Origin of the sequence: Herbaspirillum sp. CAH-3 (assembly GCF_009668275.1) — a bacterium.
Lineage (GTDB): Bacteria > Pseudomonadota > Gammaproteobacteria > Burkholderiales > Burkholderiaceae_D > Herbaspirillum > Herbaspirillum aquaticum.
The window spans coordinates 62,438-77,098 of record NZ_VSWE01000021.1 but is presented as its reverse complement, the minus strand read 5'-3'; the positions used below and the strand labels follow the sequence as shown (position 1 = coordinate 77,098).

The window sequence follows — 14,661 nt, the reverse complement described above, 5'->3', positions numbered from 1 at the left end:
TTTGTTTTTGCGCAGCAAAAACCTGCGGAGCGGAGGGAGCCGCCTGCGCGGCTCCCGGCGGGGTGAGAAGGGAATCGCTTGCAAGCGATTCCGCGGCCTGCGCTTGTGTAGGAGAGCCCCGTCCGCTCCGCCAAATAAAACGCCTCATTCGAAAGAATGGGGCGTTTTTGTTTTTGCACGTTCTTTTTTGCGTCATCTGCAATAAGAAAAAAGCCGATGCACCCCAAGATGCATCGGCTTCTTCACGCAGCCAGCAGCCAGCAAGTCCAATCAACCCTTGCCCTTGCTCCCCGACAACTGCTCGACCACCTGCCTTGGTGCCTCGGCATAGTGCTTGAACTCCATCGAGTAAGTCGCGCGCCCCTGCGAGAGCGAGCGCAGCGTGGTCGAGTAGCCGAACATTTCCGACAGCGGGACTTCAGCACGCACCAGCTTGCCGCCGCCCACCATGTCTTCCATGCCCTGCACCATCCCGCGCCGTGAGGACAGGTCGCCCATCACGTTGCCCATGAATTCCTCGGGCGTTTCCACCTCGACCTGCATCATCGGTTCCAGCAGCATCGGACCTGCACGCTTCATCGCTTCCTTGAAGGCCATGGAGCCGGCCATGCGGAAGGCGTTTTCGTTGGAGTCCACATCGTGGTACGAACCGAAGGTCAGCGTAGCCTTCACGTCAACCACCGGGTAACCGGCCAGCACGCCCGCCTTCAGCGACTCCTGGATACCCTTGTCGACCGCCGGGATGAATTCGCGCGGGACCACGCCACCCTTGATGGCATCGACGAATTCATAGCCCTTGCCGGCCGGCTGCGGCTCCAGCTTGATCACCACGTGGCCGTACTGCCCGCGTCCACCGGACTGCTTGACGAACTTGCCTTCCACATCCTCCACGCCCTTGCGGATCGCTTCGCGGTAAGCCACCTGCGGCTTGCCCACCGTGGCCTCGACGTTGAATTCGCGCTTCATCCGGTCCACCAGGATTTCCAGGTGCAGCTCGCCCATGCCCGACATGATGGTCTGGCCCGATTCCTCATCGGTATGCACGCGGAAGGACGGATCCTCCTGCGCCAGGCGATTCAAGGCGATGCCCATCTTTTCCTGGTCGGCCTTGGTCTTCGGTTCCACTGCCTGCGAGATCACGGGCTCAGGGAAGATCATGCGTTCCAGGATGATGGGATGTTCCGGATCCGACAGCGTGTCACCGGTCGTCACATCCTTCAGGCCCACGGCGGCCGCGATATCGCCCGCGAACACCTCCTTGATTTCCTTGCGCTCGTTGGCGTGCATCTGCAGGATGCGGCCCAGGCGTTCCTTCTTGCCCTTGACCGGGTTGTAGACCGTGTCGCCCGAATTGACGATGCCGGAATACACGCGGAAAAAGGTCAGCTGCCCCACGAAGGGATCGGTCATGATCTTGAAGGCCAGCGCCGAGAACGGTTCCTCGTCCGAAGGATGGCGCTCGATCTCGCTGTCGTCCTCGGCATGGCCGGCAATGGCGGGCACGTCCACGGGCGAGGGCAGGTAATCGATCACCGCATCCAGCATGGCCTGCACGCCCTTGTTCTTGAAGGCGCTGCCGGCCAGCATCGGTACGATCTCGTTGGCCACCGTGCGCAGGCGCAGGCCGCGCTTGATGTCGTCTTCGGTCAGGGGATTGCCGGAGAGATATTTCTCCAGCAGTTCCTCATTGGCCTCGGCAGCCTGCTCGACCATCAGGTCGCGCCAGTGGCGTGCGGTGTCCTCCAGCTCCAGCGGGATGTCTTCATACTTGAACAGCACGCCCTGGCTGGCTTCGTCCCAGATGATGGCCTTCATCTTGACCAGGTCGATCACACCCGAGAAATGGTCTTCCGCGCCCACCGGAATCTGGATGGGGACGGCTTTGCCTTTGAGGCGCTCCTCGATCTGCTTCTGCACGCGGAAGAAGTCCGCGCCGATGCGGTCCATCTTGTTGACGAAGGCAATGCGTGGCACCTTGTACTTGTTGGCCTGGCGCCAGACGGTCTCGGACTGCGGCTGCACGCCGCCGACCGAGTCGTACACCATCACCGCGCCATCAAGCACGCGCATGGAGCGTTCCACCTCGATGGTGAAGTCCACGTGGCCCGGGGTGTCGATGATGTTGATGCGGTGCTCGGGGTAATTGCCGGCCATGCCCTTCCAGAAGGCCGTAGTGGCCGCCGAGGTGATGGTGATGCCGCGTTCCTGCTCCTGCTCCATCCAGTCCATGGTGGCCGCACCGTTATGCACTTCACCGATCTTGTGGTTCACACCCGTATAAAAAAGAATGCGCTCGGTGGTCGTGGTCTTGCCCGCGTCGATATGCGCGCTGATACCGATGTTGCGGTAGTTTTCTATTCGGGTCTTGCGGCTCATGGCATGTCCTTTCGATGGGTGCCGTCAAATGCTTGGTTCAGTGTTGGTTCAAGCGTTGAATGTCAATGGATCAGAAGACAGATTGTGCTCGCTACGCATTTATTTATGTAACGAGCATTAGATAATAGGAATGTCCGGGCCAAACTTCAAGGGCTGGCGAATTATTTTTGTAACCCTGATTAAAATAAACTACACTGCCTGGCAACACCATTACCGCCAGGGGTAATACCCCGCAAAGGATACCGATGATAAAGACCCGAGGCCGCCCGCGCAGCTTCGACCGCGACCAGGCGCTGCAGCAGGCCATGCAGGTGTTCTGGAGCAAGGGCTATGAAGGCACCACCATGGCCGATCTGACTGAGGCCATCGGGGTGAAGGCGCCCAGCCTCTATGCGGCCTTCGGCGACAAGGATGCGCTCTTTCGCGAAGTCGTGGAGGTTTATTCACGCACCGTCAGCGCCGAGCCGCTGCGCCTGTTGCAGGCCGGCAAGGGCATTCGCGCCGACCTGCAAGCCATGCTGCGCGCCAGCGTGCGCATGTATTCGGGCAAGACGACGGTGCCGGGCTTGCCGGCGGGAAAGGGGTGTATGGTCGTGATTTCAGCCATCAACTGTGCGCCCGAGAACAGCCAGCACAGTGATGCGCTCTCGCAACGCCGCCACAAGCGCCGCAACGAAATCCGCGCGCGCCTGCTGCAGGCGCAGCGTGAAGGGGAGATCCGGGCCGACGCCGATGTGACGGCCCTGGGGGATTTTTATACGAGCTTCCTCAATGGCCTGGCGCTGGGCGCGCGCGATGGGGTGTCCACGGCGCGGCTGGCGGCTACGCTGCAGCATGCGATGCTGCCGCTGGAGAGCGTGCTCGTGACGCCCCGATGGCACGACGGCTGATACCTTGTCACGTCCATAAAAAAACGGGAGCACACGCTCCCGTTTTTTATTCAGTCCGTCAGTCCGTCAGTCCGTCAGTCCGTCATCACAATGACGGTCAGCCGTCAGCCTCGGACCATCAGGCCGCGCGGGCCAGGGTGCCGTCGTTTTCCTTCAGTTGGCCGCCCAGCGCGTCGACCAAGGCGGTCAGCAGCTTGGCCAGCTCGCCGGTCATCAGCATGAAGTCGCCGTCGAAGCGCTCATCGTCGTTCTTGCCGGCGATCTCGCTGTCTTCCTTGAGCACGTCCAGCGGCGCGATGCGCTTGACCGACAGGTTCTCGGTCAGCACGAAGGAGACCTTGTCGGCCCAGGTCAGCGCCAGGCGCGTGCACTGCTTGCCGGCTTCGATGTGGCGGCGGATGTCGTCGGCTTCGAGCGTGTGGCGCACGTAGCGCACCGTGGCCTTGCTTTCGGCGGTGGAGCGCAGTTCGGTATCCTGGTCCACGGTGAAACCATTGGGCGCTTCGTCGCTGGCCAGCCAGTCGGTCATGGCCGCTGCCGGCGACATGACGGTGCGCAGCGTTTCCAGCGGGAACTTGGGAATGGCCTTGAACAGCAGCTTCAGGACTTCCTCAGCCTTGGAGGGCGAGCCGGCATCGACCAGCAGCCAGCCATTGACCGGATCGATCCAGACCCAGGTGCTGCGCACTACCGAAAAGGCGCGTGGCAGCAGTTCGTCGGTGACCTGTTCCTTCAATTCCTTGGTCTGCTTGCGGCCCGGCGGGAAACCTTGCTGCTCTTCCAGCTCGGCGGCACGGGCCTTGGTGACCTGGTTGATGACGGTCGAGGGCAGCAGTTTCTTCTCGGTATCGAGCTTCAAGAGCAGCTGGCGGTTGACCACATGCACCAGTTTTTCATTGTTGCGCGGCGGCACCCAGCCCTGGCTCTGCATGTCCAGGCTGGAGCAGGCGGTGAAGGCCTGCGGCGCGAGATGGGATTCGAGTTCGTCGGCATTGATCGCCCACGGTGCGGGCAGACGGTAGATCTGGAGATTCTTGAACCACATAGGTTTCCGGAGCAGGGCAAAGAGGGAAAGGGGGAGATTTTACACGCCCGTCCTGTCGCAAGCGATGTCGGATTGTCCACGCTTGCAGTTAAATTTTCCATGGCCGGGCTTGCCGCAGAGTACGTCGGAAAAACGCACAAATAGTTCGCGGAAAAGTGGATCAGCCGCCGAACGGCAACTCCGCCTGCAGCGCCTGCGCTGTCAAGGCAAGCTCATCCTTGCGCGAGAGCGCACCCACGCGCACTCCGAGCAGGCGCAGCTTCTTTTCCAGCGGTACGCGCTTCAGGCATTCCCCTGCCGCCTGGCGGATCGTGGCGGCGTCGCCGGTGGGGGCGGGCAGCGTGACATCGCGCGTCACACCCTGGAAATCGGCGTATTTCAGCTTGATGCCGATGGTGCGCCCGACATAGCCCTTGCGCTCCAGGTCGCCGGCCAGCTTCACGCACAGGGCCGTGAAGATTTCCGAGAGTTGCGCGCGGTCGGCACGCGCATGCAGGTCGCGTTCAAAGGTGGTTTCCCGACTGATGGATTTGGGTTCGGAATACGTCTGCACCGGGCGATCATCGACGCCCTGCGCCACGCGTCCCAGCCATTCCGAATAACTGCGCCCGAAATGTGCACGGAGCAATTCAGGCGAGGCACGTGCCAGGTCGGCCACGGTCTCGATGCCCAAGGCCGCCAGCTTCTCGGCGGCCTTCGGTCCGATGCCATTGATCTTGCGCGCTGGCAGCGGCCAGATGCGGCGCTCGATATCCTCGGGCGTCAGAATGGTGAGCCCATCGGGTTTGTCCAGTTCGGAAGAGATCTTCGCCAGCATCTTGTTGGGCGCCACACCGACGGAGCAGGTCAGGGCGGTAGCCGCATGCACCGCATCCTTGATCTGGCGCGCGACCTCATGCGCGGTATCGGGCCACGCAGAAAGATCGATGTAGATTTCATCGATGCCGCGATCCTCGATCAGCGGGGCGATGCTGCGGACCGCTTCCTTGAACAGGCGCGAGTACTTGCGATAGGCCTCGAAGTCGGTCGGCAGCAGGATCGCGTCCGGTGCCAGCTGGGCCGCCTTCATGATGCCCATGGCCGAGAACACGCCCAGTGCGCGCGCCTCGTAGGTGGACGTGGTGACCACGCCGCGCCCGGCGTAATCGCGCATGCGGAAATACTGGCGGGTGCCATCGGGCAATTCCACCGGCCGTGTGGCCGAACCGCCGCCGATGACCACGGCCTGGCCCCGCAGGTCGGGATAGCGCAGCAATTCCACCGAGGCATAGAAAGCATCCATGTCGAGGTGGGCGATGCGGCGTTCGTTGGCCATGGTGGTGCGGGCAGCGAAGAGAAAGCGGAAGCGGCGCGATCAGTAATGCGGCGGCTTCTCGTTGGCGGCGGCGCGGTCCTGGCTGGTGTCGGACAATTCCTTGAAGCGCTTGGCCAGGGCATGCAGCAGCATGTCCAGTTCCTCGATCTTCTTTTCCTGGCGATAGACGGTCTGGTTCAGTTCGTCCAGCAGGTGTTCCTGATGGGCGATCTTCATTTCCAGGTCGATGAGGCGGTCGTCTTGGGTCACTTGTGTTGTTCCTTGGAAGGGTTGCCGAGGCTGGCGGCGCGATCATCGCTGATGAGCCAGTGCAGCGCACCCGCCGCAGCGGCGCGGCCGGTGGCAAAGCAGGCGGTGAGCAGGTAGCCGCCGGTGGGCGCTTCCCAGTCCAGCATCTCGCCGGCACAGAATACGCCCGGCAGGGCGCGCAGCATCAGCGCATCATCGAGCGCCTCGAAGCTGACGCCACCGGCGCTGCTGATGGCTTCGGCGATGGGGCGCGTGCGCAGCACCGTCAGCGGCAGGGCCTTGATGGCGCGCGCCAGCTTGCCCATGTCGGCGAAGTCGTCCTTGCTGACCAGCTCGCGCAACAGTCCGGCCTTCACGCCCTTGAGATGCAGGCGGCTTTGCAGGTGGCTGGAGAGCGAACGCGCCCCGCGCGGGTGGGCCAGTTCGGCCTCCACTTTTTCCAGCGGCCAGTCGGGCAGCAGGTCCAGGTACAGGCGCGCCGAGCCTTCTGCGGTGATGGTGTCGCGCAAGGCCGAGGACATCGCGTAGACCAGGCTGCCTTCGATGCCGTCGGCGGTGATGATGAATTCGCCGCGGCGATTCTGCACGCCGCCGCTGGGCAGCGCCGTGCTGGCCACCACCGGCTTGACCGGTTCGCCCGCGAAGCGGCTGCGGAAATGTTCGCTCCAGTCCAGCTCGAAGCCGCAGTTGGAGGGCAACAGCGGGGCGACTTCCACCTGGCGGGTTTGCAGCAGCGGCACCCAGCTGCCATCCGATCCCAGGCGCGGCCAGCTGGCCCCGCCCAGGGCCAGCACCACGGCATCGGCTTGGACATCGGTGTGGCCATCAGCATGGGCAAAGCGCAGGGCGCCGTCTTCCTGCCAGCCCAGCCAGCGATGGCGCATGTGGAAACGCACGCCGGCCTCGCGCAGGCGATGCAGCCAGGCGCGCAGCAGCGGCGCGGCTTTCATCTCGCGCGGGAAGACGCGGCCGGAGCTGCCCACGAAGGTCTCGATGCCCAGGCCGTGTATCCATGCGCGCAACTGGTCGGCGTCGAAGCGGCGCACGAAGGGCGCCACCTGTTCACGCCGATTGCCGTAGCGTGGCAGGAAGTCGGGTTGCGGTTCGGAGTGCGTGATGTTCATGCCGCCGCGTCCGGCCAGCAGGAATTTGCGGCCGGCCGAGGGCATGGCGTCGTAGACGTCCACGGTGGCGCCTTGTGCAGCCAGCACTTCGGCGGCCATCAGGCCGGCCGGACCGGCGCCGATCACGGCCACGCGGCGGCTGCCGGGAGCGAGTTGGGGAAGAGTGTGCATCGATGTCATGCGCGGCATGATACCGCCCGCTTGCGAGCAGCGCACGCGCTTCCCGCTGATCACTGCGGATCGGCGGGCAAAACGATCAGCGGCGATGCGGTGCGCTGTACCTGTTTTCCAGGCGAGCCACCACCAGCGCCAGGCAGATGGTCATGGAGAAATACAGGATGGAGATGGTGATATACGGCTCCCAGTAGCGGGCATAGGTGCCCGCCACGGTACGCGCGGCATAGGCCAGTTCGGCCAGGCCGATGGCCGAGACCAGCGAGGAATCCTTCAACAACGTGATGGCTTCGTTGCCCAGCGGCGGCAGCATGCGGCGAAACGCCTGCGGCAGCACCACGTAGCGCATCGTGAGCCCGTAGTTCATGCCCAGGCTGGCGGCCGCATAGGACTGGCCGCGTTCGATGGACTGGATGCCGGCGCGGAAGATTTCCGAGATGTAGGCCCCCGCATTGAGCGACAGCGCCACCGTGCCGGAGAGGAAGGCACCGTAGTCCTGCTTGATGGTGCGCGCCAGTTCGCCGGTGATGAAGAGGCCATGTTCCTGTTGCACCAAGAGCGGCATTACCGCGAAGTGGATCAGCATGATCTGCACGAACAGCGGTGTACCACGGAAGAAGGCGACGTAGAAGCTGGCCAGCCAGCGCAGGCATTTGAGGGGCCACTTCCAGGGACCGTGCTGTACGTCGGCCAGGCGCAGCATGCCCACCAGCAAGCCGATGACGGTACCGATCAGGATACTGATCAGCGACACCTGCAAGGTCATGAGGACGCCTTTGGCGAACAGCGGCGCGTAGCCTTGGATGATGCTCCAGCGAAAATCCATGTCGGACTCGATTGGTGGTTGAAAACGGGAAAGGAAAAAGCGGTGACGGCGGCCCGGGCCGCCGTCTTGTTGCCGGATCAGGCAGTCATGGTGTCATGCAGTCATGTACTCATGCACTCATGCACTCATGCACTCATGCAGACCTCTGCTCCTGTAGAAAAGCGCGAGCAGCAGGACAGCATGTGGGCTTACTTGCCGAAGTATTGTGCGCTGATGGCGGCGAAGCTGCCATCAGCCTTCATTTCGGCCAGGCCCTTGTTGATCTTGGCCAGCAGTTCCGGATCATCCTTGCGCACGGCGATGCCGTAGTCTTCCTTGGGGAAGTCCGGATCGGTGACGGTACGCAGCTTGCTGTTGGGGTTGTTGGCGATGTAGTTCTTGACCACCGGTTCATCGGCCACGACGGCGTCGACGCCGCCGCTTTCCAGTTCCTTCAGGGCCAGCGGGGTGGAGTCGAAGCGCTTGATCTTGGCGCTGTTCTTGCCCAGCACCTGCTGCACCAGTTCGTCGCCGGAGGTGGCGCTCTGGGTACCGACGGTCAGGGGCTTGAGGTCATCCATCTTGCTGACCTTGGTATTGGCGGCCGGCAGGGCGATGGTCTGGGTGGCCACGAAGTAGGGCTCGGAGAAGGCCACCGTCTTCTTGCGTTCATCGGTGATGGTGATGGCCGAGATCAGCAGGTCGCGGTCACCTTGCGCCAGGAAATTGAAGAAGCCTTCGAAGGGCGTGGGCACGAACTTGACTTCGATGCCGATCTTCTTGGCCAGGGCCTTCATGACGTCGATGTCGAAGCCGACCACGTCCTTCTGTTCGTTTTCCGAGGAGAAGGGCGCATAGGCCGATTCCACGCCGACCACGTAGACGCGGGCAGCTGCGGCTTGCGGCGCGGGGGCGGCGCTCTTGTCTTCCTGCTTGCCGCAGGCGGCCAGGCCCAGCATGCCGACGAAGCCGGCGGTCAGCGCCAGCGTACGGGCGTGGCGGGAGAACATCTTGATCATTGCTTGATTTCCTTGTCTGGAATGGTTGGGGCAACAGGGGCAGGCGAGCGGGTAGCGCGGCGGGCGGTGTTGCTTGGGTGAAACTCGGGGATTTTTTTGCAGGCGGCATTGTAAACCGCGGTGCGGCCAGGATGCTCATTTCGAGATCAAATCGCACAATTGATGTGCGTGATATCGACATTTTCGCCACGTTTGCGCCGTAAATGCCCCTTGAGACTCAACTTCCTTCCGGCGTCGGACGCGGCTTCTGCAACAACGCCTTCAAATTGGCCAGCCGCGCCTGCGGCGTGATCTTCTCGCTCTCCTGCGGCACCGCTTCGCCTTCATCCAGGCGCATCTCCTTGACGAAGCGCGAGATCTGGCATTCGATCACTTCCTTGGCGCGCTTGCGGCGCTTGCACCAGGACAGGTGCAGCGAACGCTGCGCACGGGTGATGCCCACGTACATCAGGCGGCGCTCCTCTTCCACGCGCGCAGCAGCAGCCTCGGGCGGGGTGTCGGGGTCGCCCTTGTGCGGCAGGATGCCTTCCTCCACACCGACCAGGAACACGTGCGGAAACTCCAGTCCCTTGGAGGCATGCAGGGTCGACATGCGCACAGCATCCTGTTCTTCGTCGCGCCCTTCGAGCATGCTCATGAGCGCCACCATCTGCGTGATCTCCAGCAGGTTCTTCTCTTCGCCCTCGCCATCGCGCCCGCCACAGGCACGCTCCTTCAACCAGTTGATGAAGTCCACCACGTTCTGCCAGCGCGCCTGCGCCGCGCGTTCCTCGAAGCTGTCGTAGAGGTAGAACTCGTAGTTGATCGCCTCCATCATGTCGTCCAGCACCCGGCCGGCCTCTTCGCCGCTGCCGGACGGACCCGGCCGCGTGGCGCGCGATTCCAGCGCGTTGATGAAGTCGCAGAACTTGCGCAGCGGCAGCAGCTGGCGGTCGGTCAGCTTGTCTTCCAGGCCGCCCTTGTAGACCGCCTCGAACAGCGAACACTGCCACTGCCCGGCCAGCGTGCCCAGCACTTCCAAAGTCGCTTGGCCGACGCCACGGCGCGGCGTGGTGACGGCGCGGATGAAAGCCGGGTCATCGTCCTGGTTGGCGATCAGGCGCAGGTAGGCAATGATGTCCTTGATCTCGGCACGGTCGAAGTAACTCTGCCCGCCCGACATCACGTAGGGGATGCGTTCGCGCCGCAAGGATTTTTCCAGGATGCGCGCCTGGTGGTTGCCGCGATACAGGATGGCGTAATCGGCAAATTTGGCGCGCCGCTCGAAGCGGTGCGCCGAGAGCGTGATGGCGATCTGGTCGGCTTCGGCTTCTTCATCATCCATCGCCATGACCGTGATCGGGTCTCCCAGTCCGTGCTCGGACCACAAGGTCTTGTCGAACAGCTTGGGATTGTTGGAGATCACCGCGTTGGCCGCCTGCAGGATGCGCGTGCTGGAACGATAGTTCTGCTCCAGCTTGATGAGGTGCAGGTTGGGAAAATCCACGCCCAAGAGTTTCAGGTTTTCGATGGTCGCGCCGCGCCAGGCATAGATGGCTTGGTCATCGTCGCCCACGGCGGTAAACATCGGCTTCTTGCCCACACCCGTCACCAGCAGCTTGACCAGTTCGTACTGGCAGGTGTTGGTGTCCTGGTATTCGTCGATGAGCAGGTAGCGCAGCTTGCGCTGCCAGCGGTCGCGCACTTCCTCGTTGCTGCGGAACAGTTCCACCGGCAGGCGGATCAGGTCATCGAAATCGACCGCCTGGTAAGCCTTGAGCGTGGCCACATAGCTGCGATAGATGCGCGCGGCCTGGGCTTCATCTTCGGTGCGGGCGTTCTTCTCGGCCAGATCGGGATCGACCAGGCCGTTCTTCCACAAGGAAATTGAATTCTGGATGCCGCGGATGATGGCCTTGTCGGTGGTGACCGCCAGTTCTTGCACGAGGGAAAAACAATCGTCGCTGTCCATGATTGAAAAGCGGTCCTTCAGCCCCAGATGCTTGGACTCCTGCCGCAGGATCTTCACGCCCAGCGAATGGAAGGTCGAGACCGTGAGGTGCTTGGCCTGCTTGGGGTCCTTGAGCAGTTTGGCGATGCGCTCCTGCATTTCCAGCGCGGCCTTGTTGGTGAAGGTGAGCGCGGCGATGTTGCGCGATTCGTAGCCGCAATTCTCGATCAGGTGCGCGATCTTCTGCGTGATCACGCGGGTCTTGCCCGAACCGGCACCGGCCAGCACCAGGCAGGGCCCGGCCATGTAGTGGACGGCTTCGCTTTGCGGCTTGTTCAGGCCGAAGGAGGGTGCGGACATACGGAGGCGATCGGCGTGGGCAGGAGAAGAAACGAGGCGCCATTGTAGCAGCCCGCCCGACCGGCCCGGCGGTGGCTGTGGGACAATGCCCGCATTGCCGGCGGCAACAACAACACGAGAGCAACCATGAAATTCAACCATCTCATCCAGATCAACGATCCGACCAATCCGCTGATCGATTCCCTGACCCGCGAGCAGCTCTGGCGCGGCCTGGTCCTGCGGGCGGAGTCGCCGCGCCTGTTCATGCCGCACCTGGACGACTGCCGCCTCTCCGAAAAAAGCCTGGACAGCGTGCGCCGCGAGTTGCGCTATGGCGAGCTGGTCATCATCGACAAGGTCACCTACCTGCCGCAGATCCAGGTGCTCTATGACGTGCCCGCGCAGGGCGAGATCCCGGCCTCGCGCATGAGCATGACCATCGAGGAGCCACAGGCCGATGTCCTGTTCGTGCGTTTTGAATACGACGACGGCAAGCCCGAGGACATTACCGGCGAAGAAGCCTTCTATGACAACTTCCGCCGCTCGGCCTACCAGGAAGCCGATATCGATACGGTGCGCATCATCCGTGAACTGACCCAGCGCGGTGAGCTGCATTGAAGAACCTGAACCAGGTTTGCCGTTGAGTCAGTTTTCCTGATGCAACAAATAAGGCGCGCTCCCTGCGGAGCGCGCCTTTTTGCTTGATGGGATCCGGTCAGGCTCAGGCCGCTCAGGCCAGCAAGCGTCCCAATGCGCCATTGACCAGGGCACCACCGATCACCAGCCAGGCAAACAGCACCGCACCGAGGATCATGGGCTTGATGCCCGCACTGCGCAGCGCCGAGAGGTGGGTCGACAAGCCCAGGGCCGCCATGGCCATGGCCAGCATCAGCGTATCGGCTTGCAGCACCAGCTGGTTGACGGCGGCCGGCAGTGGGAAGAAGGAGTTGAACACCACCACACCGATGAAGGCAAAGGCGAACCAGGGAATGGACAGCTTGCGGTGCTCGTGCTGGTGTCCGGTGACGGACGGCGCCGCCTTCATCGACAGCATCAGCAGGAAGGGCGCCAGCATCATCACGCGGACCATCTTGGTGATCACCGCCACGTCGGCCGTGTGCTGGTCGATGGAGCGCGCAGCGGCGAGTACCTGCGCCACTTCATGGACGGTGGAGCCGATATAGACGCCGAAGTCCGGCAGGCGCAGGCCCCACACCGGTTCGGCCTGCAACGTATAGAGCAGCGGATAGAGGAAGATCGCCAGCGAACCGAAGATGACCACGGTCGAGACCGCCACGGTGACCTGCTCGCTGCGGGCGCGCAGTACCGGCTCGGTGGCCATGACGGCCGCCGCGCCGCAGATCGAGCTGCCGGCCCCGATCAGGAGCGCGGCATCGCGATCCAGCTTCAAGAGCTTGGTGCCGACCAGCCAGGCCAGCCCGAAGGTGGAGAGCAGCATGGCCGCATCGATCACCACACCAGCTACGCCGACGTGGGCGATGTCCTGGAAGGTGAGGCGGAATCCGTAGAGGATGATGCCCGCACGCAGCAGCGTTTGCTTGGAAAAGCGCACGCCCTCGCCGCAATACGTCCCCAGGCGCGGATAGACGGTGTTGCCGATCACGATGCCCAGCACGATGGCCACGGTAAGGGCCGAGAAACCGTGATTCTGCAGCCAGCCGATATTGCCCAGGCTCATGGCGGCCCAGGCGACGGCGCCTGACAGCGCCAGTCCGGCGGCGGCCGGCGGCAGGGAGGGAGTCTGGATGGCGGTACGCATGGGGCTCTCCATGTAAGGTGTGCTGTCGATGGAGTGCACTTTACGCGCCTGGCCTATAAAAGAAAAACGCGTTATTTTGCTAATATCTACCTGTTGAGCAGGTAGATGCGCGGTGACGCTTTCTGCGCACCCCCATGTCAGAAATGCATAAAGGAGGATCGATGAGGATTACGCTGCGGCAATTGCAGATTTTTCTGGCCGTGGCCCAGTCGGGCTCGACCACGGCGGCAGCTGGCCTGGTGGCGCTGTCGCAGTCGGCGGCCAGCGCAGCGCTCAATGAACTGGAGAGCCTGCTGGGCGTGCAGTTGTTCGACCGTGTCGGCAAGCGGCTGGTGTTGAACGACAGCGGCCGCCTGCTGCTGCCGCAGGCGCGCCACATGCTGGATGCGGCCCAGACCATCGAGCGCCAGTTCAGCGATCCGGCCGCCGGCAGCGACCTGCACCTGGGCGCTTCCACCACCATCGGCAGCTATCTGCTGCCGGCGATGATCGCGGCCTACCAGCGCAGCCATGCAGGAGCGCGGGTGCGCGCGCTGGTCGCCAATACGGCCGACATCGTCGATGCGGTGGTCAATTTCGAAGTGGATGCCGGGCTCATCGAGGGGCCCTGCCATGCCGATGACGTGCAGGTCGAGCCGTGGATGACCGATGAACTGATCGTGGTGGCTGCACCCAAACACCCCATCGTCCGCGCGCGCCGCAAGATCACCCTGAAGATGCTGCGCGAGGCCGACTGGCTGCTGCGCGAGGCCGGGTCCGGCACGCGCGAGGCGGTCGAGCATGCGCTCATTCCCTACCTGCATCACCTGCCGTCGTCCTTCGAGTTCGGCAATTCGGAAGCCATCAAGCGCGCTACCGCCGAAGGCCTGGGCATCAGCTGCCTGTCACGCTCGGTGGTGGAGGATCTGATCGAATCGAAGAAGCTGGTCGAACTGGACACGCCCCTGCCGACCTTGCGCCGGCATTTCTACATGGTAATCAGCCGCCACCGCGCGCCTTCACCTGGCCTCTCGGCCCTGCTGTCATTCTGTCGCGACTGGGCGCAGCGGCAGGCACCGCACTGACGGACGGGGCCTGCCAGCAGCTGGAATCAGATCGGTTCGAAGACGCCCGCGCTGCGGTTCTTGGCCACCTTGTTCCAGGCGAAGATGCGGCCGTTCATTGCCACATACACGCCCGGCGGCAACACCTGGGCCACGCCGCAGGCAAAGCCGAAGTTGAAGAAGGCGTCGGAGTTGGCGATCTCGTAGGGGATCATGGCGCCGGTCAGCACCACCGTCTTGTCGGTAAGCGCCTGGCCCAGCACCTGGGCGGTCTGCTGCATGGTGTCGGTGCCGTGGATGATGACGATGGCCTGTTGCGCCGAGGCCTGGCAGGCTTGCAGCACGCGCTGTCGGTCGCCGTCCTGCATCTCCAGCGAATCGAGCAGGCGCAGGGTTTCCAGGGAGACTTCGGTGGTGATGCGGGCGCGGGCGATGACGTCCGGCAGGTGGCTCTCGCCAAAGCCAAGCTGGCCCGCGATTTCGTCGTAATGCTTGTCGAAGGTGCCACCGGTGGCGATGATGCGCAGGCTCATGGGTTTCCTATCTTCCAACTGGTCAAAATGTTCACATCG

General features: G+C 63.0%; 13 protein-coding genes. 3 read left to right on the top strand and 10 right to left on the bottom strand.

Going from position 1 to position 14,661, the window contains the following annotated elements; translation table 11 throughout:
* Positions 1-270: 270 nt before the first annotated feature.
* Positions 271-2,376 (bottom strand): elongation factor G, encoded by a 2,106-nt coding sequence (gene fusA / locus FYB76_RS23310; RefSeq protein WP_088755108.1) that lies wholly within the window; start codon positions 2,374-2,376, stop codon positions 271-273.
* 245 nt (positions 2,377-2,621) lie between these two features.
* Between fusA and FYB76_RS23305 the strand changes: the two genes are divergently transcribed.
* Complete coding sequence (locus FYB76_RS23305) at positions 2,622-3,266, top strand: TetR/AcrR family transcriptional regulator (RefSeq protein WP_154135215.1); 645 nt, start codon at positions 2,622-2,624, stop codon at positions 3,264-3,266.
* Positions 3,267-3,384: 118 nt separating this feature from the next.
* Here FYB76_RS23305 and FYB76_RS23300 read toward each other — a convergent pair whose 3' ends face one another.
* The 7 genes from FYB76_RS23300 to FYB76_RS23270 form a co-directional block, all read right to left on the bottom strand.
* Positions 3,385-4,311: a recombination-associated protein RdgC gene (locus tag FYB76_RS23300; protein WP_034330361.1), complete on the bottom strand. Its 927-nt coding sequence runs from the start codon at positions 4,309-4,311 to the stop codon at positions 3,385-3,387.
* Positions 4,312-4,471: 160 nt separating this feature from the next.
* On the bottom strand, positions 4,472-5,626 hold the full coding sequence (dinB, locus tag FYB76_RS23295) for a DNA polymerase IV (RefSeq protein ID WP_088755104.1): 1,155 nt from the start codon (positions 5,624-5,626) through the stop codon (positions 4,472-4,474).
* Between the two features lie 39 nt (positions 5,627-5,665).
* Positions 5,666-5,875: a SlyX family protein gene (locus FYB76_RS23290; protein ID WP_008332911.1), complete on the bottom strand. Its 210-nt coding sequence runs from the start codon at positions 5,873-5,875 to the stop codon at positions 5,666-5,668.
* Positions 5,872-7,170 carry a TIGR03862 family flavoprotein gene (locus FYB76_RS23285; RefSeq protein WP_154135214.1) on the bottom strand — a complete coding sequence of 433 codons (1,299 nt, stop codon included), beginning with the start codon at positions 7,168-7,170 and terminating at the stop codon, positions 5,872-5,874. Before FYB76_RS23285 ends, FYB76_RS23290 begins: the two co-directional genes overlap by 4 nt.
* An 85-nt stretch (positions 7,171-7,255) precedes the next feature.
* Positions 7,256-7,999, bottom strand: coding sequence for an amino acid ABC transporter permease (locus FYB76_RS23280; protein ID WP_088755102.1), 744 nt, complete (start codon positions 7,997-7,999; stop codon positions 7,256-7,258).
* A 188-nt stretch (positions 8,000-8,187) separates the two neighbouring features.
* A complete protein-coding gene (locus tag FYB76_RS23275) occupies positions 8,188-8,997 on the bottom strand; it encodes a basic amino acid ABC transporter substrate-binding protein (protein ID WP_154135213.1) in 810 nt (269 codons plus the stop codon).
* 217 nt (positions 8,998-9,214) lie between these two features.
* Positions 9,215-11,287: a UvrD-helicase domain-containing protein gene (locus FYB76_RS23270; RefSeq protein ID WP_154135212.1), complete on the bottom strand. Its 2,073-nt coding sequence runs from the start codon at positions 11,285-11,287 to the stop codon at positions 9,215-9,217.
* A gap of 126 nt (positions 11,288-11,413) precedes the next feature.
* Between FYB76_RS23270 and FYB76_RS23265 the strand changes: the two genes are divergently transcribed.
* Complete coding sequence (locus FYB76_RS23265) at positions 11,414-11,884, top strand: SRPBCC family protein (RefSeq protein ID WP_154135211.1); 471 nt, start codon at positions 11,414-11,416, stop codon at positions 11,882-11,884.
* A 112-nt stretch (positions 11,885-11,996) separates the two neighbouring features.
* Here the strand turns inward: FYB76_RS23265 and FYB76_RS23260 are convergent, their stop codons facing one another.
* Positions 11,997-13,046, bottom strand: a complete 1,050-nt coding sequence (locus FYB76_RS23260) for a YeiH family protein (protein WP_154135210.1) — start codon at positions 13,044-13,046, stop codon at positions 11,997-11,999.
* A 161-nt stretch (positions 13,047-13,207) separates the two neighbouring features.
* Between FYB76_RS23260 and FYB76_RS23255 the strand changes: the two genes are divergently transcribed.
* Complete coding sequence (locus FYB76_RS23255; protein WP_154135209.1) at positions 13,208-14,110, top strand: LysR family transcriptional regulator; 903 nt, start codon at positions 13,208-13,210, stop codon at positions 14,108-14,110.
* Between the two features lie 26 nt (positions 14,111-14,136).
* Here FYB76_RS23255 and FYB76_RS23250 read toward each other — a convergent pair whose 3' ends face one another.
* On the bottom strand, positions 14,137-14,622 hold the full coding sequence (locus tag FYB76_RS23250) for an asparaginase domain-containing protein (RefSeq protein ID WP_088755093.1): 486 nt from the start codon (positions 14,620-14,622) through the stop codon (positions 14,137-14,139).
* Positions 14,623-14,661 lie beyond the last annotated feature (39 nt).